Below are 25255 nucleotides of genomic sequence, written 5' to 3' on the forward strand. Positions count from 1 at the left end.
CCCCTCACACCGTGTTGTCGCGCGAGATGCGCAGGTAGATGGCGGAGAACACCATGAGCACGAGCATCAGCATCAGCCCGAGGGCGTTGCCCGCGTTCAGGCTGCCGAAGTTGAAGGCGTACTGGTACATGAGATAGACGACGGTGACCGTCGAGTTCTCCGGGCCGCCGCCGGTGAGCAGATAGGGCTCGATGAAGACCTGCATGGTCGCCACGATCTGCAGCAGCAACATCACCAGCAGGATCAGCTTGGTCTGCGGGATCGTGATGTGCCTGATCCGCTTGAAGAGGCCGGCGCCGTCCAGCTCCGCGGCCTCGTACAGCTCGCTCGGGATGGTCTGCAAAGCGGCGAGGTAGATCAGGGTGCCGCTGCCCATGTTCATCCAGGTGGAGACGATGACCAGCGAGATCAGGGCGGTGCTCGTCGAGTTGAGCCACTGGAGCCCGGGCAGGTGGAAGAAGCTGAGGACCTGGTTGAACAGCCCGTAGTCGGGGTTGTAGAACCACTGGAACAGCAGGACGCCCACCGCGGGCGGCAACATGACCGGCAGGTAGACGACGAAGCGCAGGTATGCGCGCGCGTGCCGTAGTTCGTTGAGGATGAGCGCGGTGATGAAGGGGATCACGTAGCCGCACAGCAGTGCGAGCAGTGTGAACATCGCCGTGTTGATCCACGCGGGCGCGAAGGCCGGGTCGCTGAAGACGGTGCGGAAGTTCTTCAGCCCCACCCATTCGGGCGCGTCCACGAAGTTCGTCTTCTGGAAGCTGAGGATGACCTGCCGGACCATCGGATACCAGGAGAAGAACGCGAAACAGATCAGAGCGCCGCAGAGGAATCCGTAGGCGGTCAGATTGCGTCGCACGGCACGCCGCAGCTTCGTGGGCTGCCGCCGCCTGCGGTTCGCTACCGGGATACTCGCTGTGGTCATCGTTGTGATTCCGATCTCGACGTGCTTGCCGGGGCGCCGGCCGCGGCCAGATCACGGCCACGGGCGGCGCCCCGGATTATCGAACGGTCAGCTCTTCGAGGCGAGCATGGAGTTGACCTTCGCCTCGGCGTCGGACAGGAGCTGGTCGACGTTGGCGTCCTTCCTGGTGAGGACTGCCGACATCGGGGTGTCGAGAATCGCGTAGATCTCCTGGGCGTACGGCCCCGGCTCCGGCTTCGGCGTGATGCCCTTGGAGCCTTCGACCCATCCGGCGAACTGGGCGGCGTCGATGTTGGCGTTCGCCGCGCGCAGGTCGGTGACGGCCTTGCCCGACGCCGTGTCCGCGCCGTACAGGTCGGGGTAGGGCTGGCCGACGGTCAGGTCCTGGCTCTTGGCCCGCACGTAGTCGAGCTGGCCCTTGCCCGGGGTGAGGAACTTGTACTCGATCCACTTGAGGCCGGCCCTGATCTGGTCCGGGGTGGCCTTCGGGTTGATCATGTAGCCTGCGCCACCGTTGAGCAGGGCCTTGGCCTCGGGCTGGGCGGTGACGGCGTAATTCTCGAACTTGCCGCCGAAGTCGTTGCGGAGCGAGATGAGCACGTCGGGCGCGCCCAGCATCATGCCCATCTTGCCGCCGGCCATGGCCTTCATGAGCGCCGGCCACTCGATGTACAGCTGGGAGCCCATGCTGTTGTCGGTCCACCGCATCTGCTGGAGGTTCTGCAGCACGGCCTTGCCCTCGGGGGTGTTGAAGGCGGCCTTCTTGCCGTCGTCGCTGATGACCGAGCCGCCACGGCCGTAGAGGGAGGCGGTGAAGTGCCAGCCACCGGTGTTGCCGCCGCTGTACTCGCCGTACCCGACGTAACCGGGGCCGAGCGCGGCGATCTTCTTGGCCGCGGCCTGCACCTCGGCCCAGGTCTTGGGCGGGTTGTTCGGGTCGAGGCCGGCCTTGGTGAAGACGTCCTTGTTGTAGACGAGGCCCATGCCGTAGCCGTCGGTCGGCAGACCGTAGACCTTGCCGTCCTTCTTGAACAGGTCGAGCGAGCTGTTGTAGTCCGGGTAGGTCTTCAGCTCGGTGACGTAGGACGAGATGTCGGCGGCCTGCCCGCTCTCGATGAGGCGGCCCACGTTGGGGAAGTTGACGTAGAAGACCGTCTCGAGCTCGCCGCTGGCCAGCTTGGGCTCGAAGGTCTTCGGGTCGTAACAGGGGAAGGCGTCGGTGACCTTGGAGACCGTGATGTTCGGGTACTGCTTCTGGAAGCCCGCCACGTCCTCTTCGAACGTTGCGCGCTCCGCCTTGTTCGTCTTCGGCGGCTCACAGTTGACGCTGATCGACACCGGGGCGTTCGGGTTGGCGGACGGCGCGGCGGACTTGTTGGCGGCGTCGCCGCTGTCGTTGCCGCTGCCGCAGCCCGCCGCCGCGAGGGCCAAGCCCGCGGCCAGAACTATTGAAAGCTTGCGGGGTTTCATGATTGTTCCCTCCTGGAACGGCGCACCACGACCCGTCTTGGAGCTCGCTGTCTCGGGGGCATGGGGGGCGCCTCCGATCCAGCTCGGTTGCGAGAAACATACAGAGCCATGCAGAACCCAGCAATACTCCGGCATTCATGATGCAAAAAAGTGACAGTGAATCCGGCGAAACCGCAACGCCTGATCGTTGTCACACCGCGTGAAACGACGGAGCCCCTGGACACAAGGGGTCCAGGGGCTCCGGAAGGCCGTGTCTACTCGGCTCTGGCGGCCGGGCGCCGCGGAGCCGACCCGGCCGCGGACGACCCAGGTGTCACAGACGACGCAGATGACGCGGACGCGGAACGCCCGGCCGGCAAACTCGGAGAACCCGCGGACCCCTGCCGGACCGAACGCGGCGCGGGCGCGGTCGAGGACCGGACCACCAGTTCGGGCTCGAAGAGCAGCTCGTTCGCGGGGACGATCGCGGCGTCGATCTGCGCCACCAGCAGCTCGACGGCCGCCCGGCCCATGGCGTCGATCGGCTGGCGGACCGTGGTCAGCGGCGGATCGATGCAGTTCATCAGGGCCGAATCGTCGTAACCGATGACCGAGAAATCCTCAGGTACGGCAAGGCCCGCGCGGCGGGCCGCCCGGATGGCCCCCAGGGCAAGAACGTCGCTCGCGCAGATCACCCCGGTGACGCCCGCCTTGATGAGCCTGGCCGCTCCAGCGTGCCCGCCCTCGACCGAGAACATGGTGTGTTCCACGTGGTCGGCCGGCAGTTCGAGGTCGTTCGCTTCGGCGAACGCACGATAGGCGGCCAGCTTGAGCCGCGAGGGCTCGTGGTCGGGGGCGCCGAGGAGCATGCCGATCCGGCGATGCCCGAGAGCGAACAGGTGACTGAGCGCCATCTCGGCGGCCGCCGCGTCGTCGCAGGAAACCTGGGGGAATCCCAGGTGCTCGACGGCCGCGTTGACCAGCACCGCGGGGAGCTTGCGATCCAGCACCCGCTCGTAGTGGTCGTGGGGCGCGTCGCCCTGGGCGTACTGGCCGCCGGCGAAGACGATGCCCGAGACGTGCTGCTGGAGGAGCAGGTCGACGTAGTCCGACTCCGACACCCCGCCGACCGTCCGGGTGCACAACACCGCGGTGAAACCCTGCTGCGCGAGAGCGCCGCCGACGATCTCGGCGAAGGCGGGGAAGATCGGGTTCTGCAGCTCGGGAAGGACCAGGCCGACCAGGCGGCCCCTGTCTCCGCGCAACTGGGTCGGCCGCTCGTATCCGAGCACGTCGAGCGCGGTCAGCACCGTCTCACGAGTGGTCTCGGAGACGCCGGGCTTGCCGTTGAGCACGCGGCTCACGGTCGCCTCACTCACGCCGACCTTCTTGGCCACTTCCGCAAGCCGTCGAGTCATAGGCGCAACTATACGACAAATAGCGCAAGCACTTTCATGGGCTTGCGCAGCCAGTCAGGAAACCTCACCGGCAGTCAGGGAAATTTGACCTGCGGCGGATCGTTCCATCAGGTCGTTCACCTGCGGTTTGTCGACTTCGGTAACTGTGGCGTGATATTGCGACTTGTCGTCGAAATATTGCAGTTACGTGTCCCCCAACCTAATGTGTGGGCCACCTCACCATGTTGCGGAGGTACGACGGCTTCAGCGTCCCCGTCGTCCCTCGCGGATCTTCATGCAGAAAGGGCCACTCATGAAACGATCCGGAGCCGCCGCCATCGCGGTGGCCGGGGCGCTGATCGCTCTGGGGAGCGTGGTCACGTTCCCGGGCACCTCGTCGGCGGCCGTCTCGCCGTCGCCGTTCTCCGTTCCCGGACGCGGCGCGACCGTGCCCTTCACCGAGATCGAGGCCGAGTCGGCCGCGACCAACGGCGAAGTGATCGGATCCGACCGGGTGTACACACGCCTGCCGTCAGAGGCCTCCGGACGCCGGGCCGTACGGCTCGACGCCGCGGGCGAGTACGTCGAGTTCACCCTGCCCAAGGCCGCGAACGCGATGACGGTGCGCTACAGCGTCCCGGACAACGCGGCCGGCACGGGCATCACCGCCCCCGTCGACCTGCGCGTCAACGGGACCAAGCTGAAGGACCTGTCGTTCACCTCGAAGTACGGCTGGTACTACGGCGGCTACCCCTTCGGCAACCAGCCGGGCAACCAGCCTCACCACTTCTACGACGAGACCCGCACGATGTTCGGCTCCACCCTGGCGGCCGGAACCAAGGTCCGGATCCAGGTGGCGTCCACCTCGGCCTCCCCCTGGTTCGTGGTCGACCTCGCCGACTTCGAGCTGGTGCCCGACCCGATCCCCCAGCCCGCCGGATCGCTGAACGTCGACGACTTCGGCGCCGTACGGAACGGCACGACCGACTCGACCGCCGCGTTCCAGGCGGCCGTCGACGCCGGAAAGGCGCAGGGCAAGGCCGTCTACATCCCCGCCGGCACCTACACGCTCTGGGACCACGTGGTCGTGGACGGTGTGACGCTCCGCGGCGCCGGCCCCTGGTACAGCGTGCTCACCGGCCGCAACCCCACCCAACGCAACCGAGCCGCCGGCATCTACGGCAAGTACGTCAGCGGCGGCGGCTACACCGGCCCCGTCCGGTCCCACGAGGCGGGCGGCCCGAGCCGGGGAGTCACCCTCAGGGACTTCGCCATCATCGGTGAGATCACCGAGCGGGTGGACGAGGACCAGGTGAACGCCCTCGGCGGCGCGATGACCGACTCGGTGGTGGACAACCTCTGGATCCAGCACACCAAGGTCGGGGCCTGGATGGACGGCCCGATGAACAACTTCACCATCAAGAACAGCCGGATCCTCGACCAGACCGCCGACGGCGTGAACTTCCACACCGGCGTCACGAACTCCACGGTGACCAACACCTTCGTGCGCAACACCGGGGACGACGGCCTCGCGATGTGGCCCGACCGGGTGGCGAACGTCAACAACTCGTTCACCTTCAACACCGTGGTCGCGCCGGTTCTCGCCAACAACATCGTCACGTACGGCGGCAGGGACATAAAGATCACCGACAACGTGGTGAGCGACACGGTCACCAACGGCGGCGGCATCCACATCGCCAACCGCTATCCGGGCGTCAACTCCGGCCAGGGCACCGCGGTCGCCGGCACCATCACGGCCGCCCGCAACACCCTGATCCGGGCCGGCAACAGCGACTACAACTGGAACTTCGGCGTCGGCGCCATCTGGTTCGACGGGCTCAACGAACCCGTCAACGCGACCATCAACGTGACCGACACCGACATCATCGACAGCTCGTACGAGGCCATCCAGTTCATCGAGGGCAGCACCAGCACCGTCAACTTCAGCAACGTGAAGATCGACGGCACCGGCACGTACATGATCCAGGCGCAGTCGGGGGCGTCGGCCACGTTCACCAACGTGACGGCCGCCCACATCGGCGCGGGCACCGCGATCCACAACTGCGTGGGCACCGCATTCACCCCCGTGTACGGCACGGGCAACTCCGGCTGGAGCCCGTCCTCGACCACCTGCACCGGTCAGTGGCCCGCCCCGAACTACATCTACGACGGCACCGGCACGCCGCCGCCCGACACCCCCACTCCCACGCCCCCGGTGACCCCGACCCCCACGCCGACCCCCACACCGACTCCGCCCACCTGCTCCGTCGGGACCGGCGACCTGGCCCGGGGCAAGCCCGCCACCGCGACCAGCAGCACCCAGTCGTTCGTCCCCGCGAACGCGGTGGACGGCGACGCGGGCAGCTACTGGGAGTCGGCCAACAACAGCTTCCCGCAGTCGATCACCGTCGACCTGTGCGGCGTCGCGTCCGTGAACCGGGTCGCGCTGAAGCTGCCGCCGAGTGCCGCGTGGGCCACCCGCACCCAGACGTTGTCCGTCCTGGGCAGCACCGACGGGTCGAACTTCACGACGCTCTCCGCGTCGGCGGGACGCGCCTTCGACCCCGCGAGCGGCAACACCGTGAACATCTCGTTCAACACGGCCTCCGTCCGTTACGTCCGGATCACCGTCACGGGCAACACGGGGTGGCCGGCGGGGCAGCTCTCCGCGCTGGAGGTCTACGGGTCCGGATCGACCCCGCCGCCGGTGACCCCGACCCCGACTCCCACGCCCACGCCCACCCCCACTCCTCCGGCCGGGGGGAACCTGGCGGGAGGCAGGCCGATCACCGCGAGCAGCCACTCCGACGTCTACGTGGCCGGCAACGCGGACGACCGCAACGCGGACACCTACTGGGAGTCGGCCAACAACGCCTTCCCCCAGACGCTGACCGTCGACCTCGGCTCCGCCACCAGCGTCGGCCGGGTCGTCCTGAAGCTGCCGCCCGCCGCGGCCTGGGCCACCCGCACCCAGACGTTGTCCCTTCAGGGCAGCACCGACGGCTCGACCTACAGCACGATCGTGGGATCCACCGGCTACACGTTCAACCCCGCCGGCGGCAACACCGCGACGATCACCTTCCCGGCGACCGGCAGGCGTTACCTGCGGCTGAACATCACCGGCAACACCGGCTGGCCCGCCGGCCAGATCTCCGAGTTCGAGGCGTACGCCTCGTAGTCGGAACGGAAGCCCGTTGAAGGAGTGGACGCCTCCTTCGACGGGAGGCCCGGAGAAGGAGTGGACGCCTCCTTCTCCGGGTTCCGTTCTTGCCGTACAAATCCATTCTCATCAGGATTCGCCCGAACGCTCAGCCGGCGAGTGCTCCCATTCGTCCCGTCGAGGACCGGACGACGAGCTCGGGCTCGAAGAGGAGCTCTCCGGTCGCGACGGCGGCGCCGTCGATCTGGCTGACCAGCAACTCGACGACCGCCCTGCCCATCGCCTCGATCGGCTGGCGCACGGTGGTCAGCGGCGGGTCGACGCAGTTCATCAGCGCCGAGTCGTCGTAACCGATGACCGAGACGTCGGCGGGCACACGCAATCCCTCGCGCCGGGCCGCCCTGATGGCGCCGAGCGCGAGCGGGTCGCTTCCGCAGATGATGCCGGTGACCTGCTGCCGCAGCAGCTTCACCGCAGCGGCGTGGCCGCCCTCCAGCGAGTGCATGGTGTGCTCGACCCGTTCGCCGCCCTGCGCCCGGAACGCGTCCAGCTTGCGGATCGACGGCATGTGATCCGGCGGCCCCACGATCAGGCCGATGCGCTCGTGGCCCAGCGCGCGCAGATGCCCCAGGGACTGCTCCACCGCGATCGTGTCGTCACAGGAGACGCGCGGGAACTCCCAGTGGTCGGCCGCCGCGTTCACCATGACGGTCGGAAGACGCCGGTCGATCAGCCGAAGGTAGTGCTCGTGGACCACGCCCGACTGCGTGTAGAGCCCACCGGCGAAGACCACGCCGGAGACCTGTTGCTGGAGCAGCAGGTCGACGTAGTCGGCCTCGGAGACCCCGCCGACGGTGCGCGTGCACAACACCGGGGTGAACCCCTGCTGGGCGAGCGCGCCACCGACGACCTCGGCGAACGCCGGGAAGATCGGGTTCTGCAACTCGGGCAGGACGAGCCCGACGAGCCGGGCGCGCTCTCCGCGCAACTGGGTCGGCCGCTCGTATCCGAGCACGTCAAGGGCGGTCAGCACCGCTTCGCGGGTGGCATCGGAGACTCCGGCCTTGCCGTTGAGGACACGGCTGACCGTGGCCTCGCTGACCCCCACTTTTTTCGCAACTTCAGCAAGCCGTCGCGTCATGGGCGCAAGCATACGACGGCCGATGCCGTGCCTTTGCGATCACTTGCGTTGTCAAGCCCTCGTCAAAAGCACTGTGCACGCCGGACGGCCGAGGCCGGGCCCGGCCTCGGCCGTCCGGTGTCAGTTAGTACTCCAGCCCCCAGTCGTGCGGGCCCAGCACATAGGCCTCGCCTCTGCGCACGAGCCTGCCTCCCCGGGTCAGTGCCTCGAGCCCGTTCCGCACGGACTCCTCGGGCAGTCCCACCATCGCGGCGACCGTCCGGACCGTCGCCGTCCGCCCGTACACGTCCATCGAGGCGACGGCCTCGTAGACGCTGATCTCGGTGGCGGACATCTCCTGGACGTCGCCCAATCGCTCGTTTTCACCCATTGCGCGCCCTCGCTCCGCTGCGCAGCCTCGCGGCGTCGACATGGCGGTCGGGGAATCGTTTGAGGTACTCGCCCTCGAGCTCCTCCGTCCGGGAGGTGTGCCGTTCGAGGGCGTCGTCAGAGCCGTGAAGCAGAGTGTCGGTCCGGGTGTCGTGCAGACTTCGAATCTCCCGGAACAGGTCGTCATCGGCGAGTTCCCGCGGATCGACTCCCATGCTCATGACGTCCTCCCTCGTCAGCCGCCCGGCCCGCCCTCGCGACCCGGCCACCGCCTTCGCCATATGCCGGTCTCCTGCCCTATCGGGACCGACCCATTCATTCAATTTGACGACCTTTATGGCGAAAAAATCGTTCAAAAATGGAGTACGGCTTGCGCCCCTATGAGGCGCAAGCCGTACGGAATCGGGTCCGGGTCAGGACAGGTCGAACTCGCCGCCCTTCACGCCGTCAACGAACGCGTCCCACTCCCCTGCAGTGAACATCAGGTTCGGCCCTTCGGGGTTCTTCGAGTCGCGCACGGCGACGCCTTGGCTCAGGAGCGCCACTTCGACGCACTGGTTGCCCACGGTGTTGGAACGAACCGCCTTGCGCCAGACCGCACCTGTCAGGTCCTGCGCCGGATGGATGCCCTTCATCGTCCTGTCATCTCCTTCTCGACCGAATCGATCTTCTCCAGGGACTTCTCCGGGCCGAGCGCGGCGGCGCGAAGATGATCGAAGACCTGGACATACCTGCGGACCTCTTCCTGGCTCTCCAGGTAGAGCTCGCCGCCCATGTTCTCCAGGAACACCACGTCGGAGTCCTCGGGGTCGGGAAAGGTGAGGATCGCCAGCGAGCTGCCCATGCCGAGGTAGGCGCCCGCCTCGAAGGGGAGCACCTGGAGGGTGACGTTCGGCTGGACGGCGGTCTCCGACAGCCGGCGCAGTTGCTCGGCCATGACGGGCGGACCTCCGACGGGCCGCCGGAGCGCGGCCTCGTCGAGGACGACCCACAGATCCAGACCATCGGACATGGTGAGGCGCCGTTGCCGCTCCATGCGGACCGTGATCCGACGCTCGATCTCCGCCGGGTCCTTCACCAGTGCGGCCCCCACGACCGCACGGGCGTAGGCCTCGGTCTCCAGCAGCCCGGGAACGAGCAGCGGCTCGTAGTTGCGGACCGAGGCGGCCTCCGCCTCGAGCCCGACGTACGGCCCGGGGAGGACGTCCCCGAACGCGTGCCACCAGCCGCGCCGACCGGCCTCCCGAGCGAGCTCGAGGAGGGCCTGCCGTTCCGTGCCGTGGACCTTGTAGAGGTCGAGCAGATCCCGAATGGTCCGGCCCTGGGGCCGGGTGTGTCCGGTCTCGATCCGATACACCGTGGAACTCGCCACGCCAAGGCGGCTCGCCACGTCCTCCCTGCTGAGCCTCGACTCACCCCGCAGGCGCGTCAGCTCACCGGCGAGCCGGCGAAGCCGGACCGATGGGCTGCGTCCTACCCCCATGAGACGACATCTCCCTACGAAAGGAACTTTGCAATAGTGCATTCGCAGTATTGCGTGACGGAATTCCAAAGTGCAGGATGAATGCAGTCTGGCACGGACCGCACTTCCGCATTGGCTGACGGGTACACAGGGAGTTATCACAGGATGACAATTCTCAACCTCCCGGGGAGAACCGCGATCTCGCGCCCCTTCTCTGGAGATCCGTCTCAGGCGGGAGCGGCCCGGCGCTTCGTCGCGGGCCGTCTGGGAGACGGTCATCCCTGCCGGGACGACGCGGTCCAGCTGATCGGTGAGCTCGTCGCGGAGTGCCTGCGGCACGCCGCCGCCTGCAGGAGCCGGCCGGGCTACGCGGTGGCGGTGCGGTCCACCCCGGAGTCCGCCCAGGTGACGCTCGCGACGCAGGCCTGCGGCTGCTGGACCTCGCCCGCACGCACGCCCGGCCGCGGCGTGCACCTCGTCGACCTGTTCACCGAGCGCTGGGGCGTCTCCGCCACCCGTACGGGGGTCTCGGTCTGGTTCGAGCTCGGGCCTGCGGGCACCCGCGTCCAGGGGCAGCCGCTCGACGCCCACGTCAGGTACTCGATCTAGGCGATTACGGCCGGAGCCTCCGCATTTCCGGGCGCCGCGGCCACCCGGACCCCGCCCTGGAGGAGGGGCGGACGGGGCCCGGGTGGTCGCGGGAACACGCGGGCGGGCCGCCCTCCACCCGCCGCCCGATGATTCTCCGGCCCTCTGGCGGGTAGTCGGGCGCCATATCGTGCGATGAAAGGGACGATATGGCGCAAATCAGCACCGACATTCCCGCGCGGCTCGATCGCCTGCCCTGGGCCCGCTGGCACTGGCTCGTCCTCGCCGGCCTCGGGACGGTGTGGGTGCTCGACGGGCTCGAGGTCACCATCGTGGGGGTCATCGGCCCACGGATCACCCAGGCGAACAGCGGGCTCGGGCTGACCGAAAGCCAGGTGGGACTGGCAGCCGGCGTCTACGTCGCCGGGGCCTGCCTGGGCGCCCTGTTCTTCGGCCACCTGACCGACCGGTTCGGCCGCAAGAAGCTCTTCCTCGTCACCCTCGCCGTCTATCTCGTCGCCACCGTGGCGACGGCGTTCTCCACCGAGGCCTGGTACTTCTACCTGTGCCGGTTCTTCACCGGCGCGGGCATCGGCGGCGAGTACGCCGCGATCAACTCGGCGATCGACGAGCTGATCCCCGCGCGCGTGCGGGGCACGGTCGACCTGGTCGTCAACGGCTCCTTCTGGCTCGGCACCACGGTCGGCGCCGCGATCGCCGTCCCTCTGCTGAATCCGGGCGTGCTCCCCGTCGACGTGGGCTGGCGCGTCCTGTTCGGTCTCGGGGCGGTGCTGGGGATCGGCATCCTGCTGATCAGGAGGATGGTGCCGGAGAGTCCTCGGTGGCTGACCATCCACGGCCGCGAGCGGGAGGCCGAGGACATCGTCGGCGACATCGAAAGGCAGGTCAGGGAGGACAGCGGCAAGGCGTTGGAGCCGCCCGCCGGCGAGATCAGGATCACCCAGCGCACGCACACCCCGCTGACCGAGGTGGCCGCCACGTTGTTGCGCCGCTACCCGAGGCGGACGGTCGTCGGGCTCTCGCTCTTCATCGGGCAGGCCTTCCTCTACAACGCGGTCTTCTTCACCTACGCGCTCGTGCTCGCCACGTTCTTCGATGTCCCCGACGCGAGCACGCCCTGGTACCTGATCCCCGTGGCCATCGGCAACTTCCTCGGGCCGGTCCTGCTCGGCCGGTTCTTCGACTCGGTCGGCCGCCGGGCGCTGATCTCGGGCTCCTACGCCCTGTCGGGGCTGCTCCTGCTGGGAACGGCGGCGCTCTTCCACGCCGGGGTGCTCTCCGCGGGGACGCTGACCGCCTGCTGGCTGGTGGTGTTCTTCTTCGCGTCCGCGGGAGCGAGTTCGGCCTACCTGACGGTCTCGGAGATCTTCCCGATGGAGACCAGGGCCCTGGCGATCGCGCTGTTCTACGCGGTCGGGACGGGGCTCGGCGGCATCATCGGCCCCGTGCTCTTCGGCCGCCTCGTGGAGAGCGGATCGGTGGACAACGTCGCGCTGGGATACGTGACCGGCGCCCTGCTGATGATGGCCGCGGGCGCGGTCGAGTGGTTCATGGGGGTGGAGGCGGCCCGGCGGTCGCTCGAGGACATCGCGCAGCCGCTGAGCGTCCAGGAGGAACGGGTGGCGGGATGACCGTCCACCCAGTGGGTATCACCCTGTTCGATGCCGTAAAGGTCGATATGTCATAAATTCGGGGGAATTATGGCTGAGGCACCGAAGAAGAAGCACGCCAAGTCCACGGCGAAGGCGAAGAAGACGGCCATCAAGGAGGCCCGCTCGATCAAGCAGGCCAAGAAGGACAGACGTACCACCGAGGGCGAGTGACCGGCGATCCCAGCCGGAGCAGGAGTGCCCGCGAGCCCGGCTCGCGGGCACTTCGCGGGCCCGCACCGGGGATTCCAGATATATGACATTCGTCCTGAAAAATAGAGGATCACCCCCACTGACTTGGTTGCGGAGCTTCGGGCAGAGTTGAGGGTGTGGAAACCACGACCCTCCGCCCCCCTCAGCACCGGGTGAGCCCCACCGCCCGGTGGTACTGGGCTGCCCACGCCGCCGTCGGCTGGCTGGTCCTCATCGCCGTCCAGGTCGTCTGGCTGATCGCCGACGGCGGTGACGTCCCTCTTCGCGTGGCCGGGCTCGTCGCCACAGGCGTCCTCGCGACGGCGCACGTCGTCGTCATGCCGCTGTGGCGTTATCAGGTACATCGGTGGGAGGCCACCCCCGAGGCCGTCTACACCCAGTCGGGCTGGTTCAGGCAGGAATGGCGGATCGCCCCCGTCTCCCGCATCCAGACCGTCGACAGCGCACGGGGACCTCTCGAGCAGCTGTTCCGGCTGGCGAACGTCACCGTCACGACCGCTTCCGCGGCGGGGCCCGTCCGCATCAGCGGGCTGGACCGCGAGACGGCGCAACGGCTCGTGGACGAGCTCACCGCCAACGCCCAGGCGACCGCGGGTGATGCCACGTGAGTGCGACGGTCACCGACTGGCGGCGGCTGAGCCCCCGGATGCTGGTGATCCACCCCATCCAGGAGGTCGTCCGGGCCGCACCGGCCCTCCTCGGACTCCTCGTCGCCGGCTCGAGCAGCGGCGGCCACGGCCCCCTGTGGAGCCTGGTCGGCGTGGCGATCACGGTCCTGCTCGGCACGACGCGCTGGTTCACGACCACCTACCGCATCACGCCCGAGCACGTCCAGGTGCGCAAGGGCCTGCTGCACCGCAAGGTGCTGACCGTGCCCCTCGACCGGGTCCGCACGGTCGACGTCACCTCCAACATCCTGCACCGCGTGCTCGGCCTGGCCCGGGTCGAGGTGGGCACCGGCCGGTCCGACAGGAAGGGCGGCGGCGAGCTCAAGCTCGACGCGCTCGGCGCTCCCGAGGCCGCCCACCTGCGCGTGGAGCTTCTGCACCGCGAGAACCGCACGGCCACCGCGGCCACCACGGCAGCCACGGCCACCACGGCCGAGGGCCCTGCCGCGGACGCCCCCGCCGCCCCGGTCGCGATCCCGTGGCAGGCCGGCGTCGAGACGGAGCTCGCGGCCCTGCGGCCCGAGTGGATCCGGTTCGGGCCCTTCACGCTCTCCGGCCTCATCACCGTGGGCATCATCGCCGGTTTCGTCTCCCGGCTCGCGTCCGAGGGGAACGTGAACCTGGGGCAGATCACGCCCGTGAAGACCACTCTGGGCTGGTTCGGATCCCTCTCCCTGCCAGTGGAGATCGCGACCGCCGTCCTCGTGCTGGCCGTCTTCGTCGCGGTCGCCTCCACGCTCGGGTACGTCCTCGCCTTCTGGGGATTCCGGCTGACCCGCCATTCCAGCGGGACGCTGCACGTCAACCGTGGTCTCATCACCACGAGAGCGACCACCATCGAGGAGCGGCGCCTGCGCGGGCTCGAGTTCAGCGAGCCCCTGCTCCTGCGTGCCGTACGGGGAGCCCGCCTGATCGCCGTGACGACCGGGCTGCGGGTCGGCCAGGGGGCCCAGCGAGGCGGCTCGATGCTCCTGCCGCCCGCTCCCCGGGGCGAAGCCGAGTCCGTGGCCGTGCGGGTGCTCGGCGGCGACGCCGCCACGGTCTCCGGGCCGCTGGTGCCGCACGGCCCCGCGGCCAGGCGGCGCCGGTTCACCCGGGCCCTCGGCGTGGTCGTCTCGTGGATCGTGGTCTGCCTCGTGTTGTGGGAGTGGTCGGACCTGCCCGCCTGGACCTGGGTGGCCGGTCTGGCCCTGCTGCCGGTGACCGCGCTGATCGCGGCCGACCGGTACCGGAGCCTCGGGCACGCGCTCGTGGCCGGTCACCTGGTCACCCGGTGGGGCTCCCTCGTACGCCGGCGTGTGGCCCTGGAGTACGACGGGATCATCGGCTGGAACATCGAGCGCTCGTTCTTCCAGCGTCGCGCCGGGCTCGTCACGCTGACCGCCACCACCGCCGCGGGCCGCCAGGGGTACCGCGTGCAGGACGTGGCGCTCGCCGAGGCGATCCGGCTCGCGTCGGCCGGTTCGCCCGGACTGCTCGACCCGTTCGTGTCAGGGGGGACGCCGAGGCCGGAGCCGCAGGTCTCCGGTGGGCCGCCGGACGTCGCACAGCCCCTCGTCTCCGGATGAACGTCACATACCATGACGGCGCCGCCTCATCGCCGGACCTGACAGGAAGGCTCCGGACCCCGCGGGGCGGCACCGGCGCTGAAGGAGCCCGATGACCCGTTACGGCCCGATGTTCGGCCCTGACGTCACCTTCCTCGGGGTCGGCCGATGCGACCTCGAGGACGCGGAGACCTACGCCGGGGCGGACGTCGTCATCGTCGGCGCGCCCTTCGACGGCGGGACGTCGCACCGCCCGGGCGCACGCTTCGGCCCGAGCGCCATCCGGCAGGCCTGCTACCTCCCGCACGACGGATCCCGGCCGAGCCTGGCCCTCCGCGTGGACGCCCTCCAGGATCTCCAGGTCCTCGACGCCGGTGACGTCGAGACCTACGCCGGCGACATCGAGGGCAGCCTGCGCGCGATCGAGGAGGCGGTCGCCCGCGTCTCTGCCTCGGGCGCGATCCCCATCGTGCTCGGCGGCGATCACACGGTGGCCCTGCCCGACGCCACCGGCGTCGCGCGCCACCACGGCTTCGGCCGGATCTCCATGCTGCACTTCGACGCCCACGCGGACACCGGCGACGTCGAGTTCGGGCATCTGCACGGCCACGGCCAGCCGATGCGCCGCCTGATCGAGTCCGGGGCGATCCGCGGCGACCGGTTCCTCCAGATCGGCCTGCGCGGCTACTGGCCGGGCCCCGACATCCTCGACTGGATGGCCGGGCAGAAGATGCGCTCCTATGAGATGACCGAGATCGTCTCCCGGGGCCTGGACACGTGCCTCACCGAGGCGTACGGCATCGCGCTCGACGACTGCGACGGCGTCTACCTGTCGGTCGACGTCGACGTGTGCGATCCCGGGCATGCCCCGGGCACGGGCACTCCCGAGCCCGGCGGCCTGTCCGCCCGTCAACTGCTCGACGCCGTGCGGAGGACCTGTTACGAGCTGCCCGTCGTGGGCGTCGAGATCGTCGAGGTCGCCCCGCCGTACGACCACGCGGAGATCACGGCCTACCTGGGGAACCGCGTCGTCCTCGAGGCCCTGTCCGCCATCGCCCGCCGCCGCAGGGACGCCGCGGACGGCACCCGCTGGGACCCTTCGCGCCCCCTGCTCGACGGCCGCTGAGTCGTCCGGAAGCGGTTGATTTACGGGAATCCGTGCCGCACACTACTCGCATGATCGGCGACTGGCTGATCACGCTACGTCGATCTGAGCGACGTGCGTAGGGGTGTGCACCGGGGGCGGGTGGCGCTCCTGGCCGTCGTCGTCTCCTCCATGATGCTGAGCGTGCTCGGCCGTCTCTGGCACCTCCAGATTGTCGACGGCGCGTACTACGCGAGGGCGGCGGCGGACTCACGCGTCCGCACGGTTCCCCTGCCCGCGCCCGCGGGACGGGTCCTCGCCGCCGACGGCCGCCCGCTGGGCTCCGGCGCCCTCGTCGGGCTGGGCCTGGAGACGTGGTACCGCGCCGAACTGGCGGGCCGCGCGGGCGTGCGCAAGCTGGCCGTCGACAGCAGAGGGACGGTCACCGGAGTCCTGGGCGAGAGCGGGCCCCGTCCGGGGAACACGCTCACGACCAGCATCGACCCGCGGATCCAGCGCCTGGCCGAGCAGGCCCTCGCCTCCGGCGCGGCGAAGGCGGGCCGGGCCCCCGCCGGCGCGGTGGTCGTGCTTGAGGCCTCGACCGGACGCGTGGCCGCCCTCGCCGGCCACGCGGGCCAGGAGACGGCCGCGCGGCACGGCGGCGCAGCGGGTGTGGACACCGGCGCTCTTCCCGCCTCCGGAGCCCTGGTCGCGCGGCGCCCGCCCGGGTCCGCTCGGGCGATCACCTCGCCGGCCGCGGCGACGGCGTTCGGCTTCGGCAGACGCACCGGCATCGACCTGCCGAACGAGGCGGCCGGCAGCGTCCCGGACCCCGCGCGGCATCCGGAGCGGGAACCGGCCTCCGGCGCGGACGACGTCCTGGTGACCCCGCTCCAGCTCGCCAGGGCCTACGCGGCCGCCGTCAACGGCGGCACGCTCTTCAGCCCCCGTCTGGCCACCGGCCTGGTGCGGCCGGACGGCACGGTGGCGCACGCGGTCGTCCCGCCCGTCGACGGCCATGTGACGGTCTCCCCCGAGACCATGCGCGGCTTACGGCACGCGCTGTCCTCGAGCCCGTCTCCGGGCAGGACCCTCCATGCGTACGGCGGGTCCGGCACGTCCTGGTCGGCGTGCTACGTCGCGGCCGGGCCTTCCCGGTATGTCGTGGTCGTGGTGGTGCCGTGGTCCGGGCGCGACGCGGCCGGTACAGCGGCGCGCGCCTTGCGGGAGGGCATCCCCCGCCTCGCCTCCGACCCCTCCGGGACATGACCGTCCCCGGGCCGGGCCTGCGGGCGTGGTCGGCGCCGTTCGCCCCGCGCACGCCCCTGGACGCGGGGCTGCTGGTTCCGTCGGCGGCGCTCGCGGCGATCGGCCTGCTGCTCCTGAGCTCGGCCGCCCGGACCGACCCCGGCTCGGTCCTCGTCCAGCGGCAGGCGCTCAGCGTCTGTCTCGGGCTGGCCCTCATGTGGCTCGTCTCCCGGGCGGAGCCGCGGGTCCTGAGGGCGTACGTCCCGGCCGTGTACCTGCTCGGGCTCGCCGCCCTGGTCGCGGTGCTGACCCCGCTCGGCCGTACGGTCAACGGCTCGCAGGCGTGGATCGTGCTGGGGCCCGGGCTGGGGTTCCAGCCCTCCGAGTTCGCCAAGGTCTCGACGATCCTCGCGCTGGCCGGCGTGCTGGGCGGGCGGCGCGAAGCCGGACGGCCGGGCGGCCGGGCCGTACTCCTCGCCCTCGCGCTGGCGGCCCCTCCGGTGATCCTGATCGCCCTGGAGCCCGACTTCGGCACGGCGCTCGTCTTCGGGGCCGTGACGATCGGCATGATCACGGTGTCCGGGGCGCGGATGCGCTGGCTCGCCGGGATCGCCGCGCTGGGCGGCCTTGTCCTCGCGCTGATGTGGCGGCTCGACCTCGTCCGCCCCTACCAGCTGCGACGGTTGTCGGTCCTGATCCATCCCGAGGCCGATCCCCTGGGCTCGGGCTATCACGCCACCCAGTCGCGCATCGCGGTCGGCTCGGGCGAGGTGTTCGGGACCGGCCTGTTCCAGGGCGGGCAGACCGCCGGTCGTTTCGTCCCCGAGCAGCACACCGACTTCATCTTCACCGTGGCCGGAGAGGAGCTCGGTTTCCTCGGGACCGCGTCCATCGTGCTGCTGGTGACCCTGCTGCTGTGGCGGGGCCTGTGGATCACGGCCGTCAGCGCGTCCGCGTACGGCACGGTGCTGGCAGGCGGAGTGGTCTGCTGGCTGGCGTTCCAGTCCTTCGTGAACATGGGGATGACGCTCGGCATCGTGCCGATCACGGGCCTGCCGCTCCCGTTCGTCTCGTACGGAGGCTCCGCCGTCATCGCGGCCTTCGCGGCCGTCGGCCTGCTGGACGCCGTCAAGCGGGCTCGCGAGCCCGCGCCGTAGGGCAGGCTTGGGGGAATGCGGAGCAAGCTGGGCAGCCGGGTGGCGGAGGCCGCGGAGATCGCGCTGGCCACCCGGAAACATGTGACGGCCCTCGACGTGCTGACCGGCCTGCGCTGGCTGCGCGGCCCCGATGTGGACACCTGGCGGCAGGGACGGGCGGGTGACCTGGAACGACTGGCGGCGGTCGACGCCTCGCGCATGGCGGAGGCGATCGAGCACCTGCGGGACTGGGCGGTCGGCGGCGGCCTGATCCCAGGCGAGGCCGCATACATCTCCGCGGACCGGGACCGGCGGCCGCTGCGCTTCACGACCTCGGGCAGCGAGGAGTTGGAGCGCGCGTTCCGCGTCCACTGGGTGTCACCGGACATGAGCGATGCGGCCCGCCGTCGTCTCGAGGAACGGCAGAACCGCGCGCCGGACCTGACGGCCGTCGCACCGGCCGAGTCGTGGACCTGCGCCGGCTGCGGGGCCACGACGCGGGTGGACGCGGTGCGGGCCGGGGAGCGGGCGGCTGACCCGGCCGGATTCATGATCACGGAGGCGGACCGGCCGTTCTGCCTGACCTGCGCGGACATGGACCACCTGCTCTTCCTTCCCGCGGGCGACGCGGCGCTCAGCCGCCGCGCCAAGAAGGGCAGCGGCCTGTCGGCCGTCGTCGTCCGGTTCAACCGGCGGCGCAAGCGTTACGAGCGGCTCGGAATCCTCGTCGAGGAGGCGGCGCTCGCGCTGGCCGAGGAGCGGTGCCTCGCCGACGAGGAGGTGCGGCTCCGCCGCCGCGAGCGCGACCGGGAGCGGCGTGCCGGCGAGGACGTGACGTTCCAGGCGGCCATGGCCGCGGAGATCCTCCGGCTGTTCCCCGGGTGCCCGCCGGATCGAGCGGAGTCCGTCGCCCTCCACGCCGGGCAGCGCGGAAGCGGCCGGGTCGGCAGGACGGCGGCCGCCCGCGTCCTCGACGAGAACGCGATCACGCTCGCGGTGGTCGCGAGCGTGCGCCACCTGGACACCGACTACGACCGCCTGCTGATGTCCGGCGTCCCCCGGATGGAGGCGCGTGACCGGATCCGTTCCCGCGTCGACGAGGTCCTGACGGGCTGGCGGAGCGCTCCACGGCGTTGACGACGGCGTCTCAGCGCACGCGGCCGACCATCCTCGCGTACATCCGGCCGGGGCTAGGGACCGACGACTGGTCCAGGAAGCCCGGCAACATGGGCAGGTCGACCGCGAAGGGCTGCAGCCGCTGGTAGAGGGTGTAGGCGTCCGGCGGCCGGTCGTCCGGGTGCTTCTCCAGGAGTTCGGCGATCAGCCGGTCCAGGTCGGACGGCACGCCCGGTACGCGCGGCGGTCGCTCCTTCACCTGCTTGTCGAACACCGCATACTCCGTGGGCCCGGTGAACAGCTGCCTTCCGGTCAGCATCTCGTGCAGCACGCAGCCGAGCGCGTAGAGGTCGCTCTTCGGGTCGGCCACCCCGCGCTCGATCTGCTCGGGCGACATGTACGCCGGAGTCCCCAGGATCTGACCGACCCGGGTGAACTGGGCGGACTCGCCCTCACGGAGCATCGCGAGTCCGAAGTCGAGCACCTTGACGCTGCCGTCGGGGCAGAGCATGAGGTTGGTCGGCTTGAGGTCCCGGTGGCAGATGGACAGCGCGTGCGCGGCGGTGAGCACCGCGCAGGCCTGGGCGGCGATCGCGGCCGCCCATGGGACGGGGAGCGGGCCGTGCTCGCTGACGAGATCGGCGACCGTCACCCCTTCGATGAACTGCATGACCTGGAAGAGCCGCTGCTCGTAGGTCCCGAAGTCGTAGAGCACCGGCGCGCCCGGGTGGTCGAGCCGTGCGAGGATGCGCGCCTCCCGGATGAAACGGCGCTCCAGCTCGTCGTCGGGCCCGCCGGGCAGGCGGAGGAACTTGACCGCGACCCTCCGGTCGAGCCGCCGGTCGTGACCTCCGTAGACGGCCCCCATGCCGCCCTGGCCCAGGGGCAGGTCGTCAAGCTCGTAACGGTCGCCGATGACCATGCACCCTCCAGTCGGCCTTTCCGGGGCAAAGCTACACCTTTCAACTACCAGGCCGGAGGTGACCCGCGGCGAGCCCCTCCACTCCCAGCCGCACGAGCGCCTCCCCCGCCGCGGCCGCCTCCCGCAGGCCGTCCTCCAGGTCGAGGAGCCGCCGGAACGCCTGGCCGTACCGGCTCTGCTCCGCGAGGGACAGGCGCGGGACCCGCGCCCGGCGGGCGTCCACCCGGCTGGAGCCGAGGTGTGGCCGCCCTGCGGTGGCGAACCGGAGGAATCCGGCCAGGAACTCCGGGTCGATCCGCGTGGGATCCACCCGGAAGAGCGTGAGCTGCGGCCCCAGCACCGCTCCTCCGCTGCCGATCACCCGGGCCGTCATCGCCGAGCCCACCACGTCGCCGTCGGCGATCGTCACCAGGCCGTCCTCGGGAGCCGCCGTGCCCGTGGGCGGGCCGCCACGGGCCAGATCCTCGGCCGTGAGCACGGGGAGGGCGCCCTCGTCGGGACCATCCTCGTCCGCCGCCTTCAGCGTCGAGTGCCGCACGGTCACCAGGCCCGCCCTGACCAGCTCCGCCAGCGTCGCGGGCGGAGAGTCCCATCCCGCGGCGTCGCCGGGCGCGTCCAGATCGCCCAGGCTTCCGGCCGCCACGGCCACCAGCGCCGCCGAGGCGTCCCGGAACCGGTCGCGGGCGGCGGGGAAGTCGCCGGCGTCGCCGCGCGGGGACAGGTGCCGCGCCGGGCTGAGGTCCACCTCGTCGTCGAGGAGGTCGACGATCCCGACCGTACGGCTCTCGCCGGGCGGCTCGGCCCCGGTCAGGTGGGCCGCCCAGGCGGACTCCACGAGCGTCAGGTCGTCGCCCGCCGTCGCCACCAGGACGGTCACAGGTTGCCGCTCGCCGGGCTCGGGACGGCGCAGCAGCCACAGGTCGGGACCGCCCGCGCCCAGGGAGAAGACGGCGCGCACGGCGCCGGCGCGCAGCATGTTGGCCCGGATGCGCCTGCCCGACCTGCGGCTCGCGGCGGCGGCGGGCATCAGGACGGCCACCAGGCCGCCGGGCCGGACATGTGCGAGGCAGTGCTGCGCCCAGGCGAGCTCGGACTCGCCGCGCGGCGGCATGCCGTAGGTCCAGCGTGGATCTCCGACCAGGTCCTCGTGCCCCCACGCCCGTTCGTTGAACGGCGGATCGCAGACGACGGCGTCGGCCAGGGCGCCGGGGAAGCCGTCGTCCCTGAGTGAGTCCCCCGCGACGACCCGCGCGTGTTCCCCGCGCAGCAGCAGACGCAGCGTGGCGAGCAGGGCGACCGTCTCCCCCGAGTCCTGGCCCAGAAGCTCCGGGGCGCGCGGGGCCTTCCGGGACTCGTGGGTCTCGTGGGTCTCGTGGACGGCTTCGCCCGGTGACATGGCGCCGGGGCCGGGCAGCGTGGGATCCTGGCTCCGCGGCCGGGGTTCCTGGCCGGGCAGGGAGGGGCTCCCCGGCGCGACAGGCTCGTCCACCGGCTCACCGCCGGGCGGCGCGGCGTCGCTCCTTCCCCGCCGTGCCTCCTTGACCGCGAGGAGAAGGGTGCCCATGCCGCAGGCCGGGTCGAGTACCGATCCCCCCTCAGAGCAGGCCAGCCGGGCCATCAGCTCCGCCACGTCCGTCCGCGTGATTGAGAGCCGGCGGCTGTGCGCCTCCACGTAGCGCTCACAGAGCAACTCGAACGCCTCGGCGGGCCCGTGTGCGGCCGCCAGTTCGCCGAGCGGGCCGATCAGGCCGGCGTCCTCCGCCCAGATCTCCGCCCGGCCGTCCGCGTGACCGGGCGCGCCCGGCCTGACCGGCAGGTCGGGGGTCGCGGCGGCGACGGCCTCCGCCAGCCGTGCGGGCAGGCCGGGGCCTCCGGCGAGCCTGCGCAGGCCGTCCGGCTCCCGGAGCGTGTAGAGCAGGAACGCCCCCGCCTGGCCGAGCAGGTCTCCCAAGTGCAGGTCGTCGGCCGAAGTCCTGAGCCGCTGCCATACCCTGTCGGCGACGGACACCTCGAATGTCTTGTTGTTCCGCCTGAGCCAGGCCTCGACCTCCGGCAGGGAGAACAGCGGACTGGAGGTCGTTCCGCCGACGGGCTCGGGGAAGTCGTCGTAACGGCGGCGCCAGTTGCTCACCGCGGCCCGTCCGACGTCGGCCATCCGTGCGATGTCACCCGCGTTAACCGTCGCATCGAGGCTCATGCGGCCCAGAATATCTACGCTTGTGAAGTGATTCAACCAATGATTTACTCGAAACCATGACGCACAACCGCATTCGGTATGCCGCTGGATCGGACATCGGGCGGTCCCGTACCAAGAACGAGGACTCGGTGTACGCGAGCGAGCACCTGCTCGCCATCGCCGACGGCATGGGCGGCCACGGCCACGGGGACGTCGCCAGCGCCGCGGCGATCGAGGCGCTGTCCGCCATCGACGACGGCACGCCCCCCGGGGATCTCATCACCACGCTGGAGGGCGGCGTGCGGGAGGCGGCCCGCCGCCTCAGCGAGCTGGCCGAGCACGATCCCACCCTGGAGCGGATGGGAACCACGATCACCGCGATGTTGTGGGACGGCGAGAGCCGGTTCGCGGTCGCCCACGTCGGCGACTCCCGGGCGTACATGTTGCGGGACGGCGGGCTCTACCAGATCACCCGCGACCACACCCTGGTGCAGTCGCTGGTCGACGACGGTCACATGAGCCCCGATCAGGCCGCCAAGCATCCGAACCGGTCGCTGCTGCTGCGGGCGCTGGAGACGAGCGGCCTGGCCGACCCCGACCTGTCCCTGCGCGACGCGCATCCGGGAGACCGCTACCTGCTCTGCTCGGACGGGCTGACCGCCGTGCTGGAGCCGGAGACGCTGCACCAGGTGCTGACCGCGATCGACGAGCCCGCCGAGGCCGTCCGCCGCCTGATCGAGCTCGCCAACGAGGGCGGCGGGCCCGACAACATCACCTGCATCGTCGCCGACATCGCGTTCGACCCCGCGTACGACACGGGCCACGACAACCAGAACGGCGACGGCTCCCAACCCTCGTGACGACCCCCCGCCGTACGGCCGGCCCCGATGGCGGCCGTACGGGCGAGGCGCGCCCACCCGGCCAAGGTGCCGTCTTTGCTCGCATTTTGTCGTTGACCCGTTACGTTCAGTAATCGATGCGGAATATCACCGCATTAAGGGGTCTCGCCAAATCGGGGGCTCGATCACCGGGCGAAAGGGAGTGCGCATGCTCGGCACCTGGGCGTCGGAGAGGAAGACCACGCGGTCGGGCTGGCTGGACTTCGCCGCCGTCCTGACCGTGCTGGTGGGCGTCTACAACGTGATCGAAGGCCTGACCGCGCTGATCCGGCCCGAGTACTTCCTGGTGACGACCGAGAAGATCCTGGTCTTCGACTTCACCGCATGGGGATGGATCATCCTGCTCCTCGGACTCGTCCAGGTCGCCGTGGGCCTCGGCATCGCCGTCGGCCAGATGTGGGCGAGGGCCGCCGGGATCGCCCTCGCGTTCCTCATCGCCATCGTGCACCTGGCGTTCCTCTCGGCCTACCCCGTGTGGTCCATCGTCTCCATCGCGCTGTGCGTGCTCGTCATCTACGGCCTGATCGTGGCCCCCCGGAACGCCACAGGCTGAGAACGCACCGCCAGACCCGTCCCGCTCACGCGTTGCGGGCGCGGAAGGCCGCCGTCTTGACCCGGTTCTGGCACGCGGTCGAGCAGAACCTGCGCGTCCCGTTGCGCGAGGTGTCGACGTAGACGCGGTCGCAGTGCGGCGCCGTGCAGACCCCGAGCCGGTCGAACAGTTCGCCGCCCAGCACGACGGCGAGCGCCGTCGCGCAACTCGCCGCCCAGTCGTTCGCCCGGGTCCCGCCGGCCCCGTGGAAGTGCAGGTGCCAGGGCTCGCCATCGTGCCTGTCGAGGTGCGGGCGAGCGTCCGTCTCCTTCAGCAGCGTGTTGACCTGCCCCGCGGCCGCGTCGGCGTCGCCGCGCGCCACGGCCTCGAAGACCACACGCAGCGCCGCCGCGACGCGGGTCAGCTCGGCCGCCTCGTCGGCGGCCACCTCGGCGTAACGCCGCCCGCCGGCCCGGAGGGCCTCCGTGGCGGCGGCCGCCCGCTCGTCGCCGTCGGGGGCCGGATACGGCCTGCCGCGGAGCTCACCGGCGGTCAGCGCGTTGACCAGCCCGACGGCGATGGCCACCACTCCATCTGTGTGACTGTTGAAGTTCACTTGACCAGTTACCGACTCTCCGTCTATGTTGTGACTGCCAAAAGCATATAAGACAGTTACAAGGAGAGTCGCATGCTGACCTTCGACGTGGCACGGGACTGGATCGACCGCTGGGACCGCCAGCAGGAGGGTTACCTTCCCGACCGGGAGGAGAGGTTCACCGCGCTGATCGACGCCGTCGAGGCGGGGGCCGGGCGGCCCGACCCTCTGGTGATCGACCTCGGATGCGGCCCCGGCTCCCTGTCGGCCCGGCTGCTCGACCGCCTTCCCCGGGCCACCGTCGTCGCCGTCGACACCGACCCGCTGCTGCTCTCGCTCGGCCGGGCGCGGTACGGCGACACCGCCGGATTGCGTTTCGCCGACCTCGACCTGCGGACCCCGGGATGGTCCGCGGGCCTCGGACTCGACCGGCCCGCGGACGCCGCCGTGAGCACGACGGCGCTGCACTGGCTGCCCGAACACCACCTGCGCGCGGCCTACAGGGAACTCGCGGGCGTGCTGCGGCCGGGCGGCCTGTTCCTCAACGGCGACCACCTCGGGGTCGGCGACACGATGCCCGGCATCGGCGGGCTCGAGGTCGCTGTGCACCAGATGGAGGAGCGGCGGCGTTTCGCGGAGGGACGCCCGGAGGACTGGCGGCAGTGGTGGGACGCGATCGCCGCCGACCCCGCGCTGGCGGAGGTCAACTCCGCCCGCGACAGCCGTACCTCCGCCTCGAACCACGACGGGACGGAGACCGCGCACCTGTCCACCCACGTGAACGCGCTGCGGGAGGCGGGCTTCGGCGAGATCGGCACGTTGTGGCAGCGGGGCAACGACCGCCTGCTGTGCGCGATCCGCTCGTGACCCGTGTGACCGGGTGATCGCGGCACCTGTGTGACCGCGGGACTCGGGTGACCGCGGGACTCGCGGGACTGTGTGCAGGGCCGGGCGA

Annotated in this window: 24 protein-coding genes; 13 read left to right on the forward strand and 11 right to left on the reverse strand. The window is 70.5% G+C overall.

Annotated features, from left to right (window positions below):
* Positions 1 to 4 precede the first annotated feature (4 nt).
* The 3 genes from Pph01_RS18320 to Pph01_RS18330 all read right to left on the reverse strand — a co-directional run bounded on the left by Pph01_RS18320 (position 5) and on the right by Pph01_RS18330 (position 3795).
* A complete protein-coding gene (locus Pph01_RS18320) occupies positions 5 to 928 on the reverse strand; it encodes a carbohydrate ABC transporter permease (RefSeq protein ID WP_204074317.1) in 924 nt (307 codons plus the stop codon).
* Between the two features lie 87 nt (positions 929 to 1015).
* Positions 1016 to 2398 carry an extracellular solute-binding protein gene (locus tag Pph01_RS18325; RefSeq protein ID WP_204074318.1) on the reverse strand — a complete coding sequence of 461 codons (1383 nt, stop codon included), beginning with the start codon at positions 2396 to 2398 and terminating at the stop codon, positions 1016 to 1018.
* Positions 2399 to 2652: 254 nt separating this feature from the next.
* Positions 2653 to 3795 (reverse strand): LacI family DNA-binding transcriptional regulator, encoded by a 1143-nt coding sequence (locus Pph01_RS18330; RefSeq protein ID WP_204074319.1) that lies wholly within the window; start codon positions 3793 to 3795, stop codon positions 2653 to 2655.
* A 292-nt stretch (positions 3796 to 4087) separates the two neighbouring features.
* Here Pph01_RS18330 and Pph01_RS18335 point away from each other — a divergent pair, with 292 nt between their 5' ends.
* A complete protein-coding gene (locus tag Pph01_RS18335; RefSeq protein ID WP_204074320.1) occupies positions 4088 to 6952 on the forward strand; it encodes a discoidin domain-containing protein in 2865 nt (954 codons plus the stop codon).
* Positions 6953 to 7082: 130 nt separating this feature from the next.
* On the opposite strand, the gene Pph01_RS18340 is transcribed toward Pph01_RS18335, so the two are convergent.
* From Pph01_RS18340 to Pph01_RS18360, 5 genes are all read right to left on the reverse strand, one after another.
* Entirely contained in the window at positions 7083 to 8075 is a 993-nt protein-coding gene (locus tag Pph01_RS18340) for a LacI family DNA-binding transcriptional regulator (RefSeq protein ID WP_204074321.1), read from the reverse strand.
* 124 nt (positions 8076 to 8199) lie between these two features.
* Entirely contained in the window at positions 8200 to 8445 is a 246-nt protein-coding gene (locus Pph01_RS18345; RefSeq protein ID WP_204074322.1) for a hypothetical protein, read from the reverse strand.
* Complete coding sequence (locus Pph01_RS18350; RefSeq protein ID WP_239116812.1) at positions 8438 to 8725, reverse strand: DUF6158 family protein; 288 nt, start codon at positions 8723 to 8725, stop codon at positions 8438 to 8440. Before Pph01_RS18350 ends, Pph01_RS18345 begins: the two co-directional genes overlap by 8 nt.
* A 132-nt stretch (positions 8726 to 8857) precedes the next feature.
* The gene (locus Pph01_RS18355) at positions 8858 to 9079 is read right to left on the reverse strand and encodes a DUF397 domain-containing protein (RefSeq protein ID WP_204074323.1); all 222 of its coding nucleotides are present in this window, start codon (positions 9077 to 9079) and stop codon (positions 8858 to 8860) included.
* The gene (locus Pph01_RS18360; protein ID WP_204074324.1) at positions 9076 to 9927 is read right to left on the reverse strand and encodes a helix-turn-helix domain-containing protein; all 852 of its coding nucleotides are present in this window, start codon (positions 9925 to 9927) and stop codon (positions 9076 to 9078) included. The genes Pph01_RS18355 and Pph01_RS18360 overlap by 4 nt, the downstream gene beginning before the upstream one ends.
* 144 nt (positions 9928 to 10071) lie before the next feature.
* Here Pph01_RS18360 and Pph01_RS18365 point away from each other — a divergent pair, with 144 nt between their 5' ends.
* The 9 genes from Pph01_RS18365 to Pph01_RS18400 all read left to right on the forward strand — a co-directional run bounded on the left by Pph01_RS18365 (position 10072) and on the right by Pph01_RS18400 (position 19197).
* On the forward strand, positions 10072 to 10515 hold the full coding sequence (locus Pph01_RS18365; protein WP_204074325.1) for an ATP-binding protein: 444 nt from the start codon (positions 10072 to 10074) through the stop codon (positions 10513 to 10515).
* Between the two features lie 188 nt (positions 10516 to 10703).
* Positions 10704 to 12146, forward strand: coding sequence for an MFS transporter (locus Pph01_RS18370; protein ID WP_204074326.1), 1443 nt, complete (start codon positions 10704 to 10706; stop codon positions 12144 to 12146).
* A gap of 69 nt (positions 12147 to 12215) precedes the next feature.
* Complete coding sequence (locus Pph01_RS43355) at positions 12216 to 12338, forward strand: hypothetical protein (protein ID WP_275412843.1); 123 nt, start codon at positions 12216 to 12218, stop codon at positions 12336 to 12338.
* A 155-nt stretch (positions 12339 to 12493) separates the two neighbouring features.
* On the forward strand, positions 12494 to 12985 hold the full coding sequence (locus tag Pph01_RS42805; RefSeq protein WP_239116813.1) for a PH domain-containing protein: 492 nt from the start codon (positions 12494 to 12496) through the stop codon (positions 12983 to 12985).
* Complete coding sequence (locus tag Pph01_RS18380; protein ID WP_204074327.1) at positions 12982 to 14613, forward strand: PH domain-containing protein; 1632 nt, start codon at positions 12982 to 12984, stop codon at positions 14611 to 14613. Before Pph01_RS42805 ends, Pph01_RS18380 begins: the two co-directional genes overlap by 4 nt.
* 91 nt (positions 14614 to 14704) lie before the next feature.
* Positions 14705 to 15718, forward strand: a complete 1014-nt coding sequence (speB, locus tag Pph01_RS18385) for an agmatinase (RefSeq protein ID WP_239116814.1) — start codon at positions 14705 to 14707, stop codon at positions 15716 to 15718.
* Between the two features lie 93 nt (positions 15719 to 15811).
* Complete coding sequence (locus Pph01_RS18390) at positions 15812 to 16945, forward strand: penicillin-binding transpeptidase domain-containing protein (protein ID WP_239116815.1); 1134 nt, start codon at positions 15812 to 15814, stop codon at positions 16943 to 16945.
* Complete coding sequence (gene rodA / locus Pph01_RS18395) at positions 16942 to 18081, forward strand: rod shape-determining protein RodA (protein ID WP_204074328.1); 1140 nt, start codon at positions 16942 to 16944, stop codon at positions 18079 to 18081. Before Pph01_RS18390 ends, rodA begins: the two co-directional genes overlap by 4 nt.
* A 15-nt stretch (positions 18082 to 18096) precedes the next feature.
* Positions 18097 to 19197 carry a DUF2293 domain-containing protein gene (locus tag Pph01_RS18400; RefSeq protein ID WP_204074329.1) on the forward strand — a complete coding sequence of 367 codons (1101 nt, stop codon included), beginning with the start codon at positions 18097 to 18099 and terminating at the stop codon, positions 19195 to 19197.
* Positions 19198 to 19207: 10 nt separating this feature from the next.
* On the opposite strand, the gene Pph01_RS18405 is transcribed toward Pph01_RS18400, so the two are convergent.
* Positions 19208 to 20098, reverse strand: coding sequence for a serine/threonine-protein kinase (locus tag Pph01_RS18405; protein WP_204074330.1), 891 nt, complete (start codon positions 20096 to 20098; stop codon positions 19208 to 19210).
* A gap of 40 nt (positions 20099 to 20138) precedes the next feature.
* Positions 20139 to 22295, reverse strand: a complete 2157-nt coding sequence (locus Pph01_RS18410; protein WP_239116816.1) for an N-6 DNA methylase — start codon at positions 22293 to 22295, stop codon at positions 20139 to 20141.
* Between the two features lie 56 nt (positions 22296 to 22351).
* On the opposite strand from Pph01_RS18410, the gene Pph01_RS18415 reads away from it, so the two are divergent.
* Entirely contained in the window at positions 22352 to 23134 is a 783-nt protein-coding gene (locus Pph01_RS18415) for a PP2C family protein-serine/threonine phosphatase (protein WP_204074331.1), read from the forward strand.
* A 187-nt stretch (positions 23135 to 23321) separates the two neighbouring features.
* Complete coding sequence (locus Pph01_RS18420; protein ID WP_204074332.1) at positions 23322 to 23726, forward strand: DUF7144 family membrane protein; 405 nt, start codon at positions 23322 to 23324, stop codon at positions 23724 to 23726.
* 25 nt (positions 23727 to 23751) lie between these two features.
* Here Pph01_RS18420 and Pph01_RS18425 read toward each other — a convergent pair whose 3' ends face one another.
* Positions 23752 to 24291, reverse strand: coding sequence for a CGNR zinc finger domain-containing protein (locus Pph01_RS18425; RefSeq protein WP_239116817.1), 540 nt, complete (start codon positions 24289 to 24291; stop codon positions 23752 to 23754).
* A 102-nt stretch (positions 24292 to 24393) separates the two neighbouring features.
* Here Pph01_RS18425 and Pph01_RS18430 point away from each other — a divergent pair, with 102 nt between their 5' ends.
* Positions 24394 to 25167 carry a class I SAM-dependent methyltransferase gene (locus Pph01_RS18430; RefSeq protein ID WP_204074334.1) on the forward strand — a complete coding sequence of 258 codons (774 nt, stop codon included), beginning with the start codon at positions 24394 to 24396 and terminating at the stop codon, positions 25165 to 25167.
* Positions 25168 to 25255: the final 88 nt, after the last annotated feature.

Source organism: Planotetraspora phitsanulokensis (assembly GCF_016863295.1).
In the GTDB taxonomy this organism is placed as follows: domain Bacteria; phylum Actinomycetota; class Actinomycetes; order Streptosporangiales; family Streptosporangiaceae; genus Planotetraspora; species Planotetraspora phitsanulokensis.

What these genes read in the sequence shown, in the direction of transcription:
- Pph01_RS18320 (WP_204074317.1), bottom strand. Translation starts at nt 928, where the DNA reads ATGACCACAGCGAGTATCCCGGTAGCGAACCGCAGGCGGCGGCAGCCC.
- Pph01_RS18325 (WP_204074318.1), bottom strand. Translation starts at nt 2,398, where the DNA reads ATGAAACCCCGCAAGCTTTCAATAGTTCTGGCCGCGGGCTTGGCCCTC.
- Pph01_RS18330 (WP_204074319.1), bottom strand. Translation starts at nt 3,795, where the DNA reads ATGACTCGACGGCTTGCGGAAGTGGCCAAGAAGGTCGGCGTGAGTGAG.
- Pph01_RS18335 (WP_204074320.1), top strand. Translation starts at nt 4,088, where the DNA reads ATGAAACGATCCGGAGCCGCCGCCATCGCGGTGGCCGGGGCGCTGATC.
- Pph01_RS18340 (WP_204074321.1), bottom strand. Translation starts at nt 8,075, where the DNA reads ATGACGCGACGGCTTGCTGAAGTTGCGAAAAAAGTGGGGGTCAGCGAG.
- Pph01_RS18345 (WP_204074322.1), bottom strand. Translation starts at nt 8,445, where the DNA reads ATGGGTGAAAACGAGCGATTGGGCGACGTCCAGGAGATGTCCGCCACC.
- Pph01_RS18350 (WP_239116812.1), bottom strand. Translation starts at nt 8,725, where the DNA reads ATGGCGAAGGCGGTGGCCGGGTCGCGAGGGCGGGCCGGGCGGCTGACG.
- Pph01_RS18355 (WP_204074323.1), bottom strand. Translation starts at nt 9,079, where the DNA reads ATGAAGGGCATCCATCCGGCGCAGGACCTGACAGGTGCGGTCTGGCGC.
- Pph01_RS18360 (WP_204074324.1), bottom strand. Translation starts at nt 9,927, where the DNA reads ATGGGGGTAGGACGCAGCCCATCGGTCCGGCTTCGCCGGCTCGCCGGT.
- Pph01_RS18365 (WP_204074325.1), top strand. Translation starts at nt 10,072, where the DNA reads ATGACAATTCTCAACCTCCCGGGGAGAACCGCGATCTCGCGCCCCTTC.
- Pph01_RS18370 (WP_204074326.1), top strand. Translation starts at nt 10,704, where the DNA reads ATGGCGCAAATCAGCACCGACATTCCCGCGCGGCTCGATCGCCTGCCC.
- Pph01_RS43355 (WP_275412843.1), top strand. Translation starts at nt 12,216, where the DNA reads ATGGCTGAGGCACCGAAGAAGAAGCACGCCAAGTCCACGGCGAAGGCG.
- speB (WP_239116814.1), top strand. Translation starts at nt 14,705, where the DNA reads ATGACCCGTTACGGCCCGATGTTCGGCCCTGACGTCACCTTCCTCGGG.
- rodA (WP_204074328.1), top strand. Translation starts at nt 16,942, where the DNA reads ATGACCGTCCCCGGGCCGGGCCTGCGGGCGTGGTCGGCGCCGTTCGCC.
- Pph01_RS18400 (WP_204074329.1), top strand. Translation starts at nt 18,097, where the DNA reads ATGCGGAGCAAGCTGGGCAGCCGGGTGGCGGAGGCCGCGGAGATCGCG.
- Pph01_RS18405 (WP_204074330.1), bottom strand. Translation starts at nt 20,098, where the DNA reads ATGGTCATCGGCGACCGTTACGAGCTTGACGACCTGCCCCTGGGCCAG.
- Pph01_RS18410 (WP_239116816.1), bottom strand. Translation starts at nt 22,295, where the DNA reads ATGAGCCTCGATGCGACGGTTAACGCGGGTGACATCGCACGGATGGCC.
- Pph01_RS18415 (WP_204074331.1), top strand. Translation starts at nt 22,352, where the DNA reads ATGACGCACAACCGCATTCGGTATGCCGCTGGATCGGACATCGGGCGG.
- Pph01_RS18420 (WP_204074332.1), top strand. Translation starts at nt 23,322, where the DNA reads ATGCTCGGCACCTGGGCGTCGGAGAGGAAGACCACGCGGTCGGGCTGG.
- Pph01_RS18430 (WP_204074334.1), top strand. Translation starts at nt 24,394, where the DNA reads ATGCTGACCTTCGACGTGGCACGGGACTGGATCGACCGCTGGGACCGC.